The 18,604-nt window shown below is 34.6% G+C and carries 20 protein-coding genes and 1 riboswitch; of the genes, 18 read left to right on the plus strand and 2 right to left on the minus strand.

The genetic code is table 11. From position 1 onward, the window contains the following. Positions 1–5: 5 nt before the first annotated feature. The 7 genes from M0D21_RS04645 to M0D21_RS04675 all read left to right on the plus strand — a co-directional run bounded on the left by M0D21_RS04645 (position 6) and on the right by M0D21_RS04675 (position 5,424). Positions 6–266 (plus strand): YkoF family thiamine/hydroxymethylpyrimidine-binding protein, encoded by a 261-nt coding sequence (locus tag M0D21_RS04645; RefSeq protein ID WP_248327280.1) that lies wholly within the window; start codon positions 6–8, stop codon positions 264–266. Continuing rightward, entirely contained in the window at positions 250–882 is a 633-nt protein-coding gene (pnuC, locus tag M0D21_RS04650) for a nicotinamide riboside transporter PnuC (protein ID WP_248327281.1), read from the plus strand. Before M0D21_RS04645 ends, pnuC begins: the two co-directional genes overlap by 17 nt. Further along, a complete protein-coding gene (locus tag M0D21_RS04655) occupies positions 843–1,424 on the plus strand; it encodes an AAA family ATPase (RefSeq protein WP_248327282.1) in 582 nt (193 codons plus the stop codon). Before pnuC ends, M0D21_RS04655 begins: the two co-directional genes overlap by 40 nt. Then, a complete protein-coding gene (locus tag M0D21_RS04660; protein ID WP_248327283.1) occupies positions 1,408–2,973 on the plus strand; it encodes a DUF4301 family protein in 1,566 nt (521 codons plus the stop codon). The genes M0D21_RS04655 and M0D21_RS04660 overlap by 17 nt, the downstream gene beginning before the upstream one ends. Continuing rightward, a complete protein-coding gene (gene arfB, locus M0D21_RS04665) occupies positions 2,970–3,371 on the plus strand; it encodes an alternative ribosome rescue aminoacyl-tRNA hydrolase ArfB (protein WP_248327284.1) in 402 nt (133 codons plus the stop codon). Before M0D21_RS04660 ends, arfB begins: the two co-directional genes overlap by 4 nt. A gap of 215 nt (positions 3,372–3,586) precedes the next feature. Continuing rightward, entirely contained in the window at positions 3,587–3,904 is a 318-nt protein-coding gene (locus tag M0D21_RS04670; RefSeq protein WP_248327285.1) for a hypothetical protein, read from the plus strand. A gap of 170 nt (positions 3,905–4,074) precedes the next feature. Beyond that, the gene (locus M0D21_RS04675) at positions 4,075–5,424 is read left to right on the plus strand and encodes a sigma-54-dependent transcriptional regulator (RefSeq protein WP_248327286.1); all 1,350 of its coding nucleotides are present in this window, start codon (positions 4,075–4,077) and stop codon (positions 5,422–5,424) included. On the opposite strand, the gene M0D21_RS04680 is transcribed toward M0D21_RS04675, so the two are convergent. Further along, entirely contained in the window at positions 5,421–7,856 is a 2,436-nt protein-coding gene (locus M0D21_RS04680; RefSeq protein ID WP_248327287.1) for a hybrid sensor histidine kinase/response regulator, read from the minus strand. The two genes, M0D21_RS04675 and M0D21_RS04680, sit on opposite strands and share 4 nt — an antisense overlap. Positions 7,857–8,193: 337 nt before the next feature. On the opposite strand from M0D21_RS04680, the gene M0D21_RS04685 reads away from it, so the two are divergent. From M0D21_RS04685 to thiH, 8 genes are all read left to right on the plus strand, one after another. Further along, positions 8,194–10,377 carry a TonB-dependent receptor gene (locus M0D21_RS04685; RefSeq protein ID WP_248327288.1) on the plus strand — a complete coding sequence of 728 codons (2,184 nt, stop codon included), beginning with the start codon at positions 8,194–8,196 and terminating at the stop codon, positions 10,375–10,377. A gap of 69 nt (positions 10,378–10,446) precedes the next feature. Beyond that, positions 10,447–10,548: riboswitch (TPP riboswitch) on the plus strand. 69 nt (positions 10,549–10,617) lie between these two features. Further along, complete coding sequence (gene thiS, locus M0D21_RS04690) at positions 10,618–10,818, plus strand: sulfur carrier protein ThiS (protein WP_248327289.1); 201 nt, start codon at positions 10,618–10,620, stop codon at positions 10,816–10,818. Between the two features lie 52 nt (positions 10,819–10,870). Continuing rightward, positions 10,871–12,730 carry a phosphomethylpyrimidine synthase ThiC gene (gene thiC, locus M0D21_RS04695; RefSeq protein WP_248327290.1) on the plus strand — a complete coding sequence of 620 codons (1,860 nt, stop codon included), beginning with the start codon at positions 10,871–10,873 and terminating at the stop codon, positions 12,728–12,730. A gap of 15 nt (positions 12,731–12,745) precedes the next feature. Further along, a complete protein-coding gene (locus M0D21_RS04700; RefSeq protein WP_248327291.1) occupies positions 12,746–13,345 on the plus strand; it encodes a thiamine phosphate synthase in 600 nt (199 codons plus the stop codon). 7 nt (positions 13,346–13,352) lie between these two features. After that, positions 13,353–14,123 carry a hydroxymethylpyrimidine/phosphomethylpyrimidine kinase gene (locus tag M0D21_RS04705; RefSeq protein WP_248327292.1) on the plus strand — a complete coding sequence of 257 codons (771 nt, stop codon included), beginning with the start codon at positions 13,353–13,355 and terminating at the stop codon, positions 14,121–14,123. Between the two features lie 7 nt (positions 14,124–14,130). After that, positions 14,131–14,754, plus strand: a complete 624-nt coding sequence (locus tag M0D21_RS04710) for a thiamine phosphate synthase (protein ID WP_248327293.1) — start codon at positions 14,131–14,133, stop codon at positions 14,752–14,754. A 9-nt stretch (positions 14,755–14,763) separates the two neighbouring features. Further along, entirely contained in the window at positions 14,764–15,537 is a 774-nt protein-coding gene (locus tag M0D21_RS04715; protein WP_248327294.1) for a thiazole synthase, read from the plus strand. Then, complete coding sequence (thiH, locus tag M0D21_RS04720; protein ID WP_248327295.1) at positions 15,527–16,642, plus strand: 2-iminoacetate synthase ThiH; 1,116 nt, start codon at positions 15,527–15,529, stop codon at positions 16,640–16,642. Before M0D21_RS04715 ends, thiH begins: the two co-directional genes overlap by 11 nt. A 2-nt stretch (positions 16,643–16,644) precedes the next feature. Here the strand turns inward: thiH and M0D21_RS04725 are convergent, their stop codons facing one another. Further along, entirely contained in the window at positions 16,645–17,079 is a 435-nt protein-coding gene (locus M0D21_RS04725) for a hypothetical protein (protein ID WP_248327296.1), read from the minus strand. 121 nt (positions 17,080–17,200) lie between these two features. Here M0D21_RS04725 and greA point away from each other — a divergent pair, with 121 nt between their 5' ends. The 3 genes from greA (at position 17,201) to M0D21_RS04740 (ending at position 18,602) form a co-directional block, all read left to right on the plus strand. Further along, entirely contained in the window at positions 17,201–17,677 is a 477-nt protein-coding gene (gene greA, locus M0D21_RS04730; protein ID WP_248327297.1) for a transcription elongation factor GreA, read from the plus strand. A 115-nt stretch (positions 17,678–17,792) separates the two neighbouring features. After that, positions 17,793–18,182, plus strand: a complete 390-nt coding sequence (locus tag M0D21_RS04735) for an HIT family protein (protein ID WP_248327298.1) — start codon at positions 17,793–17,795, stop codon at positions 18,180–18,182. A 6-nt stretch (positions 18,183–18,188) separates the two neighbouring features. Next, a complete protein-coding gene (locus M0D21_RS04740; RefSeq protein WP_248327299.1) occupies positions 18,189–18,602 on the plus strand; it encodes an acyl-CoA thioesterase in 414 nt (137 codons plus the stop codon). Positions 18,603–18,604: the final 2 nt, after the last annotated feature.

Here is an 18,604-nt window from a genome sequence, read left to right on the forward strand (position 1 = left end):
CGTATATGCAAGTTTCTGTTGAACTAACGCTTACTCCGCTTCAAGATGATTATGAAAAGCATATTATTCAATTTATCAAAAGGTTAAGAAACTCAGAGTTTACTATTTTAGAAAACCCCTTGAGTACACAGGTATATGGAGAGTATGATAAGGTCATGCAGTTTTTGACAAGCGAGATAAAAAATGCATTTGGTGAAATGGAGCATGTTTTGGTGTATATGAAACTTGTAAAAAGTAATAGAAGCGACTATGAGCCAAATTTTTGAATTTCTCTTCGGGCAATATTCAGAATATTCTACATTACATATTGTTCTTGAAATAATTGCTGTTTTCTTTGGTGTTGCAAGTGTTTTTTTTGCATGGTTTAATAAAATATGGGTATATCCCACAGGAATTATTAGCACTGCTATTTATGTGTACTTACTTTTTAAGTGGTCATTGTTGGGTGACATGATGATTAATGGGTATTATTTTATAATGAGTATTTATGGGTGGTATGTCTGGACCCGTAAAATTGATGAAACCCATGTTACTCCTATCAGCCGGACAAATCGAATGGAAAAACTGGTTCAGGTTTTGATATTTGTTGCCGCTATTATCTTTGTGTATTCGGTATATATTACATTTGATAAATGGAACGACTGGACAGCTTATGTTGATACGTTAACCACGGCTATATTTTTTGTAGGGATGTGGTTAATGGCTCGTAGAAAAATAGAAAATTGGATATTTTGGATTGTGGGTGATCTTATTTCTATACCTCTTTATTTTTATAAAGGATTCACTTTTACTAGTTTTCAATACGTTCTATTTACAATTATGGCAATTTTTGGATATCTGGCATGGAAGAAAAGTATAGACAGCAACCCGGTAATAGCTTAAGAATTGTACTTTTTGGCCCAGAATCTACGGGTAAAACTACCATGTGCGAACAATTAGCTAAACACTATAAAACCCAATGGGTTCCAGAATACATGCGTGAATATCTTCAGGCAAAGTGGGATAATCACAAAGAAATCTGTGTATACGAAGATCTTCTTCCCATAGCAGAAGGTCAAATGAAATTAGAGAATAAATTAGTGTTAGAAGGTAACAAAATACTATTTTGCGACACCAATTTATTGGAATTAAAAGTATACTCTGAGATATACTATGAGGGAAAAGTACCAGAAATCTTAAATAAAATTTCATTAGAAAATAATTATGATTTGTATCTTTTAACCTATATTGATATCCCTTGGGTGCCAGATGATCTTAGAGATAAACCCAACGAGAGAGAAGAGATGTTTTTTAGGTTTAAAGAAACTCTAGACAAATATGATCTTCCGTATGTCACTATAAAAGGAGACGAAATGTCTCGGTTAGAAAAAGCAATCAAGGTAATTGACCAACTAATATATAAGAAACGTGAATATAACAGATAAAGACATTAAATTAATAAAATCGAAAGGATTAACAGTTGATAAAGTGTTCTCTCAAATTGAGACATTCAAGAACGAAATTCCTTTTGTGGCTTTAAGAAGCGCAGCTACCTTAAATAACGGAATACTTAAATTCTCTGAGCATTATCAATCTGAATTATCCAAACTATATGATTCAAGATCTGGAGACCTTGATACGATAAAGTTTGTTCCTGCCTCTGGTGCTGCCACAAGAATGTTTAAAGATTTGTTCAGGTTTTTAGATAATTACAATTGTGAGAAAGAAAGCTTAAATTCTTATACCAACCTTGAAAAAGCAGATGCTATTCGTCTTTTTTTGATTGGATTAGAAAAATTTCCATTTTACGATGTAGTCATGGAAAAGGTAAAAACGTCCTATCCAAAATTTGAATCCTTATCTGAAGGAAGACAACTTTATATTTTTGTCGAGATGATGTTAAAGGAAAAAGGGATGAATTTTGGTAATTACCCTAAAGGATTGCTTCCATTTCATAAATACAGTAGTAGTATTGCAACTTCTTTTGAAGAGCATTTATATGAAGCTGCGGGTTATAATACGAATGAAAATGGAGATTCCGAGTTACATTTTACCATTTCAAAAGAACATCTTGAAGCCTTTAAAGGAGAGTTTGAAAGAATTAAGAAAAAGGTCGAGGAAAAAACGAAAACCAATTTTATTATCTCATATTCATTTCAAAAACCAGAAACAGATACTATTGCTGTAGATTATAGAAATGAACCTTTTAGAACAAAAGATGGGTCACTAGTTTTTAGACCTGGAGGACACGGTGCTTTAATAGAAAATCTTGATGATTTAACCGCAGACATTATTTATATAAAAAACATAGATAATGTAGTTGTGAGAAAGTATCAGGATGAGGTTTCTAGCTACAAAAAAGTTTTGGCCGGTAAGCTAATTGAGATACAGGATGAAGTGTTTAGAATTTTGGATTCTATAGATAAGAAAAAGCCTTCTGAAGCCGAATTAAAAGATATTAAGAAATTCCTGGTACAACAACTTAATGTTAGATTACCACTAGATTTTGATAAATTTTCAGATAAATACAAACTCCAATTCTTAAGAGAATCTTTAAATAGACCAATTCGTGTTTGTGGTATGGTAATTAATGAAGGCGAACCTGGAGGAGGTCCGTTTTGGGTTAAAAAGGAAAATGGACGATTGGTGCTTCAAATCATTGAAACTCCACAAATTAACAAAAAGGATCAAAGGCAAGAGGATATTCTAAATAGCGCGACACATTTTAATCCTGTAGATTTAGTGTGCGGAGTTAAAGATTACAAGGGTAATAAGTTTAATTTATTAGAATTTGTTGATCCTGAGGCTGGATTTATTACCAGAAAAACAATGAATGGGAAGGTTTTAAAAGCTTTGGAGCTTCCAGGTTTATGGAATGGGGCAATGTCGAATTGGATAAGTGTTTTTGTCGAAGTGCCACTAACTACTTTTAATCCAGTAAAAACCGTGAATGATTTATTAAAATCTGCACATCAGGTTAAACTATTTTCGTGAATACTTCTATAATCATAAAAGAGATAAGTTTTAAGGCAATAAGAAGTTCGGGGGCTGGAGGGCAACACGTAAATAAAGTTTCTTCCAAAATCGAATTAAGTTTAGATATCCTTTCTTCACTTGCCTTCACCGAAGAGGAGAAGTTAATACTACAACAAAAACTCTCTTCAAAGTTGACTAAAAACGGAATCTTAATCCTGCAGTGTAGTGATAGTAGAAGTCAACATAAAAATAAAGAACTAGGGATAAAAAGATTGTTGGAGATTTTAAAAACTAATCTTCATATTCCTAAAAAACGAAAACCCACCAAACCTTCAAAACGGTCGGTTTTAAAAAGATTAGAAAGTAAGCAAAAGCAGTCTTTAAAGAAATCAAGCCGCAAAAAACCGGAATGGTAAAATTATTGCATTTCAAAAGTGTGTAAAATTTCTACACTTTTATGTGGATTCTACAGTTTTTTTAGTCCAACTAGCTACTATTGACGTATTTTAAATAGTTGATTTTCAGATAATTATTTGTTTTATTGGTTCGCTGGTATTTTTGGAATAGTTATTACTTATATAATTGTGTAGAAATTATTTTACAAACTATAAACCCAATGAAAAAGTTACAAATGATAGTAGCGATTGTAGTAAGTATTTTTTCGGCTCAGGGTGTTTTGGCTCAAGATGAATTAGCTCTTAACGATGAGTATGGTTATGGCAGTTATGAATATGAGCAACAAGAATATACCGAAGTAAAAGCGGTAGAGTTACCGATGGCAGTGCAAGAAGCAGTAGCTCGAGATTTTCAGAAATTAAGAATTGTAAAAGCTTATATGGCTAAAGACAATACATATAAGATTATTTTACAAGATAACGATAACAACAAAAAAGTTGTATTTGCAAGCGCTAATGGCGAATGGATTACGCCAAACGACAATAAATCTTAAATCTAGGGGTAGAAAAAGGATATCGTTTTGCAACCAAGGACGATATAAAGTTGTTTAGTGCTAAAAAAGAGACTCAATCCCAAGGGTCTCTTTTTTTATGTTTTTAATCAAACTAAGTGTTTTTAGTTGTAATTTTATAACATAGTTCTCAAACAAAAAAAGTATAGAATATGTCAAAGATACTTATCGTAGAAGATGATGTGGCTTTTTGTACAATGCTGAAAACCTTTTTAGAAAAAAAGGAATATGAAGTGGCCACAGCTTTTTCTGGAAATGAGGCTATTCCTAAAATAAAAAAGGAAACTTTTGATATTGTATTAGCCGATGTAAGACTTCCCGATCGAGATGGAATTACGTTACTTGATGAAATTCATAAAAGTAATAGTGATACTCAAGTGATTATTATGACTGGTTATGCCGAGATCAATATGGCTGTGAACGCCATAAAACAAGGAGCTTTCGATTATGTTTCTAAACCGTTTAATCCGGACACCATACTACAAACTATACAAAAGGCTTTAAATACAAGTAAAGCACCAATACCTACTAAAAATAAAAAAACACCTAAGAGCGAAGTTTCTACCAGTCAAAATGAAGCTTTTGTAAGAGGAGTAAGTGATGCTTCAAAAAAACTGAACGAGTATGTGGCTTTGGTCGCCCCTACTCGCATGTCTGTTTTGGTAGTAGGTGATAGTGGTACGGGAAAAGAATATGTAGCGAGTAGTATTCATAAAGCTAGTAAACGATCAGAAAAACCTTTTGTCGCGGTAGATTGTGGAGCGATACCTAAAGAAATTGCTTCTAGTGAGTTTTTTGGCCATATAAAAGGATCTTTTACAGGAGCAGTAAACGATAAAGTAGGGCATTTTGAAGCTGCCAATGGAGGGACCTTGTTTTTGGATGAAATAGGTAATCTAAGCTATGAATTACAGGTACAATTACTAAGAGCATTACAGGAGAGAAAGATTAAACCAGTTGGTAGCAATAAAGAGATAGAAGTTGATATACGAGTTATTGCCGCAACAAATGAAGATTTGAGTCTTGCGGTAAAGGAAGGAGAGTTTAGAGAAGATTTATATCACAGGCTTAATGAGTTTTCTATAAAAGTTCCTCCTTTGAAAGATAGGATTGAAGATTTGATGCTTTTTGCGAATCATTTTCTAGAAGAATCAAATGTAGAGCTAGATAAACATGTAGTTGGTTTTGCTGATGAGGTATTAGAGGCATTCAAAAATTATGATTGGCCTGGTAACCTTAGGGAGCTTAAAAATATAGTAAAACGCTCGGTACTGCTATCCCAAAAAGATATGATCACATTAGATATTCTTCCAAATGATATTGCATATGCAACTACTAGCGCTAAGCAAACGTATGGTCTTTTTAAAAACCAAAATGAACAAGAATTAATTCTTGATGCACTTGAGAAAGCTAATGGGAATAAAGCAAAAGCTGCTAGAATGTTGTCTATTGACAGAAAAACACTTTATAATAAGTTGAAGCAGTATGATATAAGTCTTTAGGTCTCTACTTTTAACTTATCTATTAAACTTTCTATATTGATAACGGCTTGCTTGGCAAGTTTGAGAACAGTATCGTTATCCAAATCATATTGTTCATGGTGTTCCAGTTTGGTAAGTAATGGCACAACTTCTTTGGCCTTTATTTGCTTAAACATGGGTAGCATCTTGTGTGCTATTTTTTGGATTTGCTCTATGTCCTGTTCGTTTACCATATTTTTAAGATCAGCAATATTTTCAATCGTACTTTCATAAAAAGTGTCTAAAATAGCGTACAATGATTCTGAGTCGCCATGAGCAAAGAGCATTAAGTCGTTTAGAGAGTATTCTTTATCAGGATCTTCATTTTCTTCAATATTGATGCTTGATTCAGGTTCATCCAAATCAAAACTTAATATTTCTGCAATTAAATCTGTTAGTTCTTTGGGAGCATATGGCTTTCTTAAACTTCCAGAAAAACCAGCATCTTCATATTCGGCTATGGTAGTATCAGTTCTACCAGATAAAGCTATTACTGGTAAATCAATCAGTTCTAATTCTTCTTTAATGGTTTTTAGAAGTTCGAAGCCATCCATTTTTGGCATTTGAATATCGGTAAGTACTAGATCATATGTGTTTTTCTTTAAAAATGAAACAGCATGAGTGCCATTTTCGCAAACGTCATAAGATAAACCGGCTAGGGCTGCTACTTCACTAGTTAGTGCTAGCTGACTTGGGTCGTCATCTACAATAAGCACCTTCTTGTTTATGAAGTTTTGTATTTCAGAAACTTCTGATTCTTCTTCAGGAGTAGAAGGGCTAGAAAGTTTAATAGGTATATAAAAGGTAAAATTACTCCCTTTGTCAGGCTCGCTCTCCAGAGTTATTTTACCATTAAGGAGTTTAATTATTCTTTTGGTAATGGCAAGTCCAAGGCCAAATCCACCAAATTTCTTTTCGGTGTCTTCATCTCCCTGAGAGAATTCCTCAAAAATATACTGCTGTTGAGCTTTGGTAATCCCTATTCCAGTATCCTGAACAGATATTTTTAGCTGTTTTTGAGATAAACCATTTTCAACAATAGTACTTTCTATAGTAATCGAGCCGTGATCGGTAAACTTGTAAGCGTTGTTTACCAAGTTTATAAGTACCTGTTTTATTCTAAAAGGATCACTAAGATATTGTTTCTTTAATTGATCATCGGTAATGATCTGAATGTCCAGATTTTTCTTATCATTTACAGGAATAACACTTGAAATGGTATTTTCAATAAGTTTTTTGGGAGAAAAAGGCAATTCTTCTATGATCATTTTTCCAGCCTCTAGTTTTGATAAATCCAAAAGATCATTTACCAAATGGAGGATATAATCTGAAGACTTTTTTAGATGATCCAAATAGTGCTTTTGTTTATTACTTAGTCCAGTCCTTTCCAATAAATCCGAATACCCTATTACTGTGTTTAAAGGGGATCTTAAATCATGAGTAACAGTATTAATAATAGATTCTCTGGTTTTGAGTAAGGATTCTGTATATGTTTTTTCATGTTCTAGGTCGTTACGGTATTTCTGACTCTGAGAAACATCTTTTGTAATCAAGAAAAGAAACAGAATCGCTATAAATAGACTTATAGCCGTTATGATGATGATAAATTTGGCAGTTTTGTCAAGAATATGGTTAGATCTTTCTAGTTTGGCTACATACTCTTTTCTTTCACTGTCTTCAATAGCTGCCATTAAATCACGAAGCTGTTTGGTAATAATTTGATCGTTCTTTAATAGTTTGTTTTCTCTGGCTTTTATTTGTTTTTCATATTTTCTTTGCCGCTCTTCAACTTCAATAAGTACTTTGTAAAAGTGATACGAAACAGAATCTAAGGTTTGATTGGTAAGGTATTCTTCATTGTCTTTTTTTGACCAATTAATAAGATTTTTGATCAGTCTTTTTGTCGCTGGATTTTGATTTTTAATCCGATCGTCCAAATCCAGATAGTTACCATATTCTTTACTGGATTTTTTGAGCTGATCTATCACATTTTCCTTTAACCCTTTTTCTTTTTGCTGCTCATAAATAGCGATAAGTTTTTCGAAATTTCTGTTTTTGCTATCAATAAGTACTTTAATGCTATCTATTTTATTAGCTTGAAATCCATCAACAGACATTCCTCCAACCAAATCTATAGTAGTTATTATGGAATCAATTTTTGCCTTGTAAGCGGCAAATTTTTCAGTATCTGAGGTTTGAATAATGTTCCTTGTTAAACTTTCTGCTTCATATAGACCTGTAATCGCTTCTCCAACCAAAACAAGCTTCTCATTGTTGTCATTTTTAATCTGTGTAATTTCAGAGTAGTTCCCGAATTGTCTATAGATGACCCAAAAAGAAATTACGGCAAGTACAATGGCTAGTAAATACCCCAAAATTATCTTTAACGTAACCGACTTTTTTGTATTCTTCATATCTTAAATTCGACTAATTTAATAACTTAAAAAAGCGAAAAGCATTGTTTTTATAGTAAATAAAGTTACGATAAATGAATAAAACATAGTATTTTTGCGCCGAAATCTCAAAGGGGTGCTAAACCTTCAAAGTGTTTTTTGGAGCAAAGCTGAGATCATACCCGATGAACCTGGGCAGGTAATGCTGCCAAGGGAGGCCAAGCGTAAAGAAAATGTCCTTTGGATATTTTAGCGCAGGAGCTAGCTGGCGCGGTGGCATTTTAAATGCTTATTTTAGTAATTATCAATTTTAAACATTAGAATAATTACCCCTTTTATTCGTAAAAATCATTTACGAATGAAAAATGTAGTATTTTGTTTTCTTGTTATTCTATTTGGGTTTAATGCTATAGCCCAACAAAAACAAACCGATTCTATACGTAATGGTGTCGAAAAACTGGATGAGGTATTAGTGAAATCTGTTCGTGTTGATGCCGATTCGCCCATTACCCACTCCAACCTATCAAAAGAGGAGTTAGCAGAGCGTAATCTAGGTCAGGATATCCCAATTTTATTAAATTATTTACCTGGTGTAGTTACAGCATCAGATGCTGGCGCGGGTGTGGGATATACGTATATTAGAGTTAGAGGTAGTGATGCATCTAGGGTAAATGTTACGTTAAATGGGATTCCGTTTAATGATGCTGAAAGTCAAGGTACATTTTGGGTGAATTTGCCAGATTTTGCCTCTTCGATAGAGAATCTACAGTTGCAAAGAGGAGTAGGAACATCTACCAACGGTTCTGGAGCATTTGGTGCCAGTTTAAATTTACTAACCGATGCTGTTTCTGAAATTGCAAATGCTGAAATTTCAAATTCTTTCGGTTCTTTTGGAACAAGAAGACATAATGTAAAGTTTAGCACTGGTCTTATCAATGAGCAAATAGAAATAGCAGGTCGTTTATCTGCTATTGCTTCAGACGGATATATAGATCGAGCATCTTCAGATTTGAAATCTTACTTTTTACAGGGGTCTTTTGTTGATGAGAATACATTGATTAAGGCAATTGCGTTTGGAGGCCACGAAATTACCTATCAATCCTGGTTTGGAATCGACGAAGCTACTTTAGAAAGTGATCGTACTTTTAATCCTGCAGGGCAATATACCGATGAAAATGGAAATACAAGATTTTATGATAATGAAGTAGATAACTACAAACAAGATCATTATCAGTTGCATTGGAATCAAAAATATAACAATAATTGGTCAACAAATCTTGGATTGAATTATACCTACGGAAGAGGGTTTTTCGAACAGTATAGAGAAGACGAAGATTTTGCTGATTACGATTTTACACCTATTGTGCTAGGAGGAGAAACAATTAACACCACAGATTTAATTCGTCGTAGATGGTTAGATAATGATTTTTATGTTGTAAATGCTTCTGCTAATTATAAAAACAATACACTCGATGTTGATTTTGGAGCATTTTTCAGCCATTATGATGGAGATCATTTTGGAGAAGTGATCTGGGCTCAAAATGCAGGAGGTTCAGAAATCAGAGATCAGTATTACTTCGGGAATGGGACCAAAAATGAATTTACAATATTTGGGAAAACTACCTATAGAATCAATGACAAATGGAGCGGTTTTGTCGACTTACAGGGGCGTTTTGTAGATTATGAAACTAGTGGAGAAACGTCAGATAGAGTTCCTTTAGAAGTTGATGAAAGATATGAGTTTTTTAACCCAAAATTAGGGGCGACCTATCAGGTTAATAAAGAAAATCAGTTATATGTTTCTTATGCAAGAGCCAATCGTGAACCAAGAAGGAGTGATTTTGAAAACGGAATAAACACAGCAGAACGATTGAACGATATAGAATTGGGATGGAGATTTGCCAAAAAACGAACAATAGTCAATACTAATATTTATTATATGTGGTATAGGGATCAGTTGGTATTAACTGGTGCTTTGGACGATGTTGGAGCGCCTATTCGAGCAACTAGTGGTGAAAGTTATCGCCTGGGGATAGAAATCGATGCAGATATTACACTTTCAGACAAGTTTGTTGTAAAACCAAATATATCGCTTAGTGCAAATAAGAATAAAGATTTTGTTACTTCAAGAGATGGTAGCCTGGTTAATTTGGGAGATACCAATATTTCGTATTCTCCAAATGTGGTAGCTGGAAATATGTTCATATACCAACCAATAAAAAATCTACAGATAGGATTTTTGTCAAAATTTGTTGGCGAGCAGTACATGGGTAATATCGATAGTGAAACCTCTAAACTTGATAGTTTCTTTGTGAACGATCTAAACATTGTTTACGAGATTAAAAACATCCCGGTTTTCAGCTCTATCGTGCTCACAGGGCTGGTGAATAATGTTTTCGATGAAGAATATGTGTCCAATGGATACTTCTTTACGTTTGATGACGATTTTACCAATCCAGGAACTGTTACCACTGTAGAAGGAGCAGGGTTTTATCCTCAAGCAGGAATTAATTTTCTTGCTGGAGCAACACTAAAATTTTAAGTAAATGAGGGTTAGAAATTTGATTTTTAACCCTTGTTTTTAAACAAGTTTAAGTACATTTATACCAACATTAAACTTTAGGGGTGACCTTTACCATATGTTGAGGTCTGAGAAATACCCTTTGAACCTGATGCGGTTAGTACCGACGAAGGGAAAAGTTAAAATTGCATATTGTTATATGTAATTTTTCTTCTCATAGGTGTATCCTACCTAAAGTTTATGGAATTAATCATATAAGATATGACCGTAAACGTAAACAATCAATCTCAGTCTATTTCAGAAAATAGTTCGATAGCGACATTATTAGCAGAGCTACAAATTACTGTTAATGGTATAGCTGTAGCCCTAAATAACGAAGTGATCTCAAAGGAAAATTGGGGTCAGATAACTCTTAAAAATGAAGATCAAATTACCATTATCCGTGCTACACAGGGAGGGTAAACAATACTTTTTATAATCAATTAAAGCTTTACAAAACTCAAATTCCATACTAATGAAGAAAAAAGATACTGCTCCACAAGAAAATGTAATTACCACAAAACCATTTCCTAATTCTAAAAAAATATATGTATCTGGAGAAATACATCCTCAAATTAACGTTGCGATGCGTGAAATTTCTCTTTCAGATACTGTGGATAGTTTTACAGGTAAAAAAACACAAAACCAACCAGTAACAGTATATGATACGAGTGGACCGTATACAGATCCTTCAAAAAAGATCGATGTTCATAATGGTATTGAACGCATAAGAGAGCAGTGGATTCTTGATAGAGATGATGTAGAAGAATTAGATAGTTTTACTTCTACCTATTGTAATGAACGACTAAATGATGAAAGTTTAGATCATTTACGATTTAATCATATTCGTAAGCCGAAACGCGCAAAACAAGGAAAGAACGTTTCGCAAATGTATTATGCAAAACAGGGCATTATCACTCCAGAAATGGAGTATGTAGCAATTCGCGAAAATCAAAAAATACAGGAAGCCAAAAGATTAGCAAAACAACATCCTGGGCAGGATTTTGGAGCAAGTATTCCTGAAGTTATTACTCCAGAATTTGTACGCGAGGAGATTGCACGAGGAAGAGCTGTTATACCATCGAATATTAATCATCCAGAAAGTGAACCTATGATTTTAGGAAGAAATTTCCTGGTAAAGATAAATGCCAATATTGGAAATTCGGCAACGACTTCAAGTATCGAAGAAGAGGTAGAAAAAGCAGTTTGGGCATGTCGATGGGGAGCAGATAATATCATGGATCTGTCTACTGGTAAGAATATACATGAAACCAGAGAATGGATTATTCGTAATTCTCCCGTTCCTGTAGGAACGGTTCCGATTTATCAAGCTTTAGAGAAAGTAAATGGTAAAGCCGAAGATCTTACTTGGGAGATTTTTAAAGATACGCTTATTGAACAAGCAGAACAGGGAGTAGATTATTTTACGATTCATGCAGGGGTTCGCTTGGCATATGTGCCTATGACCGCCAAAAGAATTACAGGAATTGTATCTCGTGGGGGCTCAATTATGGCTAAATGGTGCCTGGCGCATCATAAGGAAAGCTTTTTGTACACTCATTTTGAGGAGATTTGTGAAATCATGAAAGCATATGATGTAGCCTTTTCTTTGGGAGATGGTTTACGACCAGGTTGTATTGCAGATGCGAATGATGAAGCTCAGTTTTCAGAATTAGAAACACTGGGTGAGTTAACTAAAATTGCCTGGAAACATGATGTACAGACATTTATTGAAGGTCCGGGTCACGTACCAATGCATATGATCAAGGCTAATATGGATAAGCAACTCGAAGCATGTGGAGAAGCTCCTTTTTACACATTAGGACCTTTGACCACCGATATTGCTCCTGGCTATGATCATATCACTTCGGGAATTGGAGCCGCTATGATTGGGTGGTACGGTACAGCTATGTTATGCTACGTTACACCAAAAGAGCATTTAGGCCTGCCAAACAAAGATGATGTAAGAACTGGTGTAATTACTTATAAACTTGCAGCACATGCAGCTGATCTTGCCAAAGGACACCCTGGAGCACAACATAGAGATGATGCCTTAAGTAAGGCTAGATTTGAGTTTCGTTGGGAAGATCAATTCAATCTATCGCTTGATCCAGAATTGGCGAGAGAATATCATGATGAAACATTACCAGCCGAAGGTGCCAAAATTGCACATTTCTGTAGTATGTGCGGACCAAAATTCTGCTCGATGAAAATTTCTCAAGAGGTTCGCGATTATGCTGCTAAGAAAGAAATTGACGATCAAAAAGCTCTTGAAACCGGGATGCAAGAAAAAGCAGAAGAATTTAAAGAAAAGGGAAGTGAAGTGTATTTATAATAGTATTGCGATACCATGTTAATAGTCATTACCTCTGAAGGCATTGTTGAGAATGAGGCACTAAAAATTAATGCATTGTGTAAAGCTGGTTTAGAAAGATTACATCTTAGAAAACCAGGGTTTAGCGACGATGGATACAGAGCGCTGCTGGATCAAATAGAGCCTAAGTATTATGATAGAATAATGCTTCATGAGTGTCACCAATTGAGCCATGAATATTCGCTAAGAGGAATTCATTTGCAAGAACAAGCCAGAAGAGATTTAGGAGACGCTTTACATGTAACGATACAGGTATACACAAACAAAAATCTAAAAGTATCTAGTTCTTTCCATTCTATTGAAGATATAGAAGAACATACAGGAGTTTTTGAATATGTGCTATTAAGTCCTGTTTTCAGCTCGATATCCAAAGTTGGGTATGAGGGTAAGGGTTTCGATGTGAACCATCTTGATGAATTTGTGATTGGTATGGGGGGGATTAATGCAGAGACTCTTCTGCCAACATTTAAACTAGGGTTTAAAGGTGTAGGAGTTTTGGGTGGTATTTGGAATACAGACAATGAGCTGGAAAGTTTCAAAGAAATTTATAATAAGTTGAAAGAAGTATATCATTAAATTAAAAATGAAGACTCGACCTTTTGTATTAAGTATAGCCGGTTTTGATCCTTCTAATGGGGCTGGCCTTACTGCAGATGTAAAGACATTTGAAGCTTTGAAGGTATATGGTTTGTCGGTATGTACTTCAAATACAATTCAAAATGATATAGACTTTGTCTTTTCTCATTGGGTAGATTTTGACGTTATAAAAGCACAACTTGAAGTATTATTTAAGCGCTTTAAAGTAGAGTTTGTGAAAATTGGAATTGTTCAAAACTGGGAAATGTTGAATAGCATAATTGATATGGTTCTAGATCAAAATAGAGACATAAAAATTGTTGTAGATCCGGTATTGAAATCTAGTTCAGGTTTTAGTTTTCATAATGCATCAATAGCATCCTGGATGAAAACTGAAAAACAGTTTGAAGAAATTTTGAATAAGATCTATCTACTTACTCCAAATTATAGGGAAATTGAACATCTGTTTCCCGATAAAAATGTAGATGAAACGATTCAAGCGATAAGATCCAAAACTAACCTTTTACTTAAGGGAGGTCATAGAAAAAATGAAGTCGGTAAAGACGAGCTATATACCAAAGATGGTAAATATTATGCTTTACAACCAAAAAGAAAAGATATTTCAGAGAAGCATGGTAGCGGATGTGTTTTATCTTCTGCTATTCTGGCTCATCTTGCTCTTGGTTTTTCGCTACACAAAGCATGTTTTAAAGGAAAGCGATATGTAGAGAAGGTACTAAGTTCAAATAAGAATCTTTTGGGATATCATCGTATATAAAGGAGTTATGAAAGAGATTAGATTACAATATATATCACAAGGAAACACGCCTCAGGAGCATCTTCAAAAGATAGAAGAAGTATGTCGAGCTGGAGGTAAATGGATACAATTAAGGTTGAAAAACACTGATGCTGCTACATCATTAACCACAGCATTAAAATGTAGGGAGATTTGTGACCGATACGAAGCACTATTAATCGTAAATGATCAGGTGAGTGTCGCTAAAGCAGCGATGGCTGATGGCGTTCATTTAGGTTTGAATGATATGAGTCTTGTAGAAGCAAGAAATATCTTAGGAGATAATTTTATTATTGGAGGTACAGCAAATACTCTAGAAGATTGTTTGGATCATGCAGAAAATGGTGCTGATTATGTAGGATTAGGACCATTTCGATTTACGTCAACCAAGAAGAAATTAAGCCCTATTTTGGGGTTAGAGGGATATACAGAAATTCTTTCCGAATTTAATCAGTACAAGGGTAAAGTGCCTGTTGTTGCGATTGGAGGAATAGGAATAAGAGATATTGAAGGCCTTAAAGCTACTGGAGTTTCTGGGGTAGCCGTTTCAAGTATGCTAAGTGAGCCTAAAGGGTTGAAAGAGAAAATAGAAAACATTAAAAACACTTTTTAGTTTAAAAGAATGGATACATTAAAGATCGCAGATAAGGAATTTTCATCAAGATTGTTTACCGGTACAGGAAAATTTAGCTCGTCTAGGTTTATGAGAGATGCATTGTTAGCGTCTGAAAGCGAACTTGTAACAGTAGCCTTAAAACGTGTTGATGTTCATAAGGATAATGATGATATTCTAAATCATTTACAACATGATCGTATACATCTACTACCCAATACTTCAGGGGTAAGAGATGCTAAAGAAGCCATTTTTGCTGCTCAATTGGCCAAAGAAGCATTGGGAACAAATTGGGTAAAATTAGAAATTCATCCCGATCCCAAGTATTTATTACCCGACCCAATAGAAACATTGAAAGCGGCAGAAGAATTGGTGAAACTTGGTTTTGTTGTCATGCCATATATTCATGCAGATCCTGTATTGTGTAAAAGGTTAGAAGAAGTAGGGGTGCAATGTGTTATGCCGTTAGGCGCTCCAATAGGAAGTAACAAGGGATTAAAAACCTTAGAGTTTTTAGAGATTATTATTGATCAAAGTAATGTTCCTGTAATAGTGGATGCTGGAATTGGTAGTCCTTCTCATGCAGCGCAAGCAATGGAAATCGGTGCCGATGCAGTTTTGGTGAATACCGCTATAGCAGTTTCTCAAAATCCGGTGGCCATGGCCAAAGCTTTTAAAATGGCAGTTGAAGCAGGTAGAATGGCATATAATGCAAAGTTGGCCCCGGTTAAAAAACATGCCGAAGCTAGTAGCCCTTTAACAAGTTTTTTAAATGAATCATAGTTTTAAAAATATATTTGACGAGTACAATTGGGATGAAGTTTTAAATACCATTATATCCAAAACAGAAGATGATGTTCTTCGCGCCTTGGGTGCTTCCAAAAGAACTTTAGATGACTTTATGGCTCTAATATCTCCTGCTGCAAGACCATTTTTAGAAGAAATGGCTCGTCAAAGCAATATGATTACCAAAAAACGTTTTGGAAACACGATACAAATGTATGCTCCGTTATATCTTAGTAATGAGTGTCAGAACATCTGTACCTATTGCGGTTTCAGTATGACCAATAAGATTCCCAGAAGAACATTAACCGATGAAGAAATACTTAAAGAAGTAGCATATTTAAAAAGCAAAGGGTACGATCATATTCTTCTGGTTACCGGTGAAGCAAATAAAACGGTTGGTGTAGATTATATCAATAATGCAATACAACTTATTCAATCACATGTAGCAAATATTACGATCGAAGTACAGCCGTTGAATGAAGAAGATTATAGCACATTAATTGAAAGTGGGTTGTATGCTGTACTGGTATATCAGGAAACATATCATCAAGATGAGTATAAGAAACATCATCCCAAAGGAAAGAAATCGAATTTCAATTACCGATTAGACACTCCAGATCGTTTGGGTAGAGCGGGGATTCATAAAATTGGCTTAGGGGCGCTTTTTGGGTTAGAAGATTGGAGAGCCGATAGTTTTTTTACGGCTCTACATTTAAAATATCTTCAAAAGACCTATTGGAAAACAAAGTATTCAATTTCATTTCCCAGATTACGGCCGCATAGTGGAGGTTTAGAGCCCAAAGTAGCGATGACTGATGCCGATTTGGTACAATTAATTTGTGCATACCGACTTTTTGATGAAGATGTAGAATTATCTCTTTCTACTCGTGAAAGTGAAATATTTAGAGAACACATCGTTAATCTCGGAATTACTTCAATAAGTGCAGAGTCTAAGACCAATCCTGGAGGATATGTTGTAGAGCCTCAGTCGTTAGAGCAGTTTGAAATCTCTGATGAACGTTCAACAGAAGAAGTCGTTACAATGCTAAAAAATCAAGGCTTAGAAGTAGTCTGGAAAGATTGGGAATATAACTGGAAATAACCTTAGTTAGAAATAATAAGTGTATTTCCGTTTTTTTCTACCCTATATGAAAGAAGAGGACGCCCGCCTTCACCCTGTATTTGTTGGCCAAATGAAGTGATTTCATACATATTTTCATTTCCACAATTTGATACCGCTCTAGTTCCCTCCACACTTAATGCCGAACAATCACTAGGAGGAATGTTTGGGTCACTTAATTCGTATGCAAAAAACTGTTGATCATTTTGGTTGTACAGGATCAATCCTCGAATACCTCGACCATCGGTTCTATCTACTTCTATTCCTCCCGGAAACCTCAGGTTTACGAATTGAGGTAAATTAAGGTTGATTTGAGCTGTAAAACTTACATTTGGTAAATTTGGATTGTTTTGATTTCCGTCATCACTGCTACAAGAAGTTATAAGAATAAGGCCTAATAGGAATGCAATCTTTTTCATATCATTATTATTGTAAAGGCAAATTACGTAAATTTGTAATCTTCCATGAAATTTTTGTTATCTTTGAATAACAAATCCCATTTTCTATGGGATTTTTTGTATTTATATAAACGATGAAGTTATGAGCAAAGTATCTTATTATACTGCAGAGGGGCTAAAAAAATTAAGAGATGAACTAAATAATCTTAAAGATATAGAACGCCCTAAAGCTTCTCAAGCTATTGCAGAGGCGCGTGACAAAGGAGATTTAAGTGAGAATGCTGAGTATGATGCCGCAAAAGAAGCACAAGGATTATTAGAGATGCGAATTTCTAAATTAGAGGAAACGCTGGCTAATGCGCGTTTAATAGACGAATCTCAATTAGATACATCTAAGGTTTTAATTCACTCTACGGTGAAGATTAAAAACCAGACCAACGGCGCACAAATGACGTACAAATTGGTTGCGCAAAGTGAAGCCGATTTAAAAACTGGGAAAATATCTGTAGATTCTCCTATTGGTAAAGGATTACTGGGTAAAAGTGTAGGAGAAGTTGCAGAAATTCAGGTTCCCAACGGAATCATGAAATTTGATGTTGTAGAAATCACCAGAGAATAAAAATAAATTTTAGTTATGTAAGGGCCTTTTTTAGAATTAAAAAAGGCTTTTTTATGTTTTCGACTTGTAAAAAATAATTATATTTCGAGATCATAAACCGACTAAAATTAATTTAATGCCTACCCTATTCACTAAAATTATTAATGGAGAAATTCCGTCTTATAAAGTTGCCGAAGATGAGAATTTCTACGCATTTTTAGACATTAGTCCAAATGCAAAAGGACATACTTTGTGTGTACCCAAAAAAGAAGTAGACAAAATATTCGATCTTGGGGAAGACGAATATCTTGAGCTTATGCGATTTTCAAGGAAAGTTGCCAAAGCTATCGAAAAAACAGTTACTTGTAAACGAGTGGGAATTGCTGTTGTTGGATTAGAAGTTCCTCATGTTCATGTGCATTTGATTCCGATAAATGAAATGAAGGACATGACCTTTCAACATAAAATTTCTATGTCAGAATCAGAATTTGAGACACTGGCATCAGCCATTCAATCAAATTTATAATTGTTTATGCAAAATTCAGATGTTAAATTGTCCCTCACTCTACGAATTGATTGGAGTGAGATGGACACCTATCAGCATGTCAATAATGTTAATTTTATGAAGTACATGCAAAGTGCACGTGTACAGTTTTGGGATGTTACAGGATTGGCTAAGCTATATGACGAAACCAAAAAAGGACCTATGTTGGTTTCTACGAAATGTGATTTTAAACATCCATTGTTTTTCCCAGGAAATGTAACTATAGAGACCAAAGTAGAATTTATTAAAAATTCGAGTTTTGGATTACATCATATGCTCTATAACGATGATGGCGTGCTTTGTGCCGAAGGACATGACGTAGCTGTGTGTTTTGATTTTAATATTGATCAAACTTTTAAGATTAGCGACGATCTGCGACAAATAATGTCTAAGTACTCATAAGA

Origin of the sequence: Aquimarina acroporae, from assembly GCF_023195925.1 — a bacterium.
In the GTDB taxonomy this organism is placed as follows: Bacteria; Bacteroidota; Bacteroidia; order Flavobacteriales; family Flavobacteriaceae; genus Aquimarina; species Aquimarina acroporae.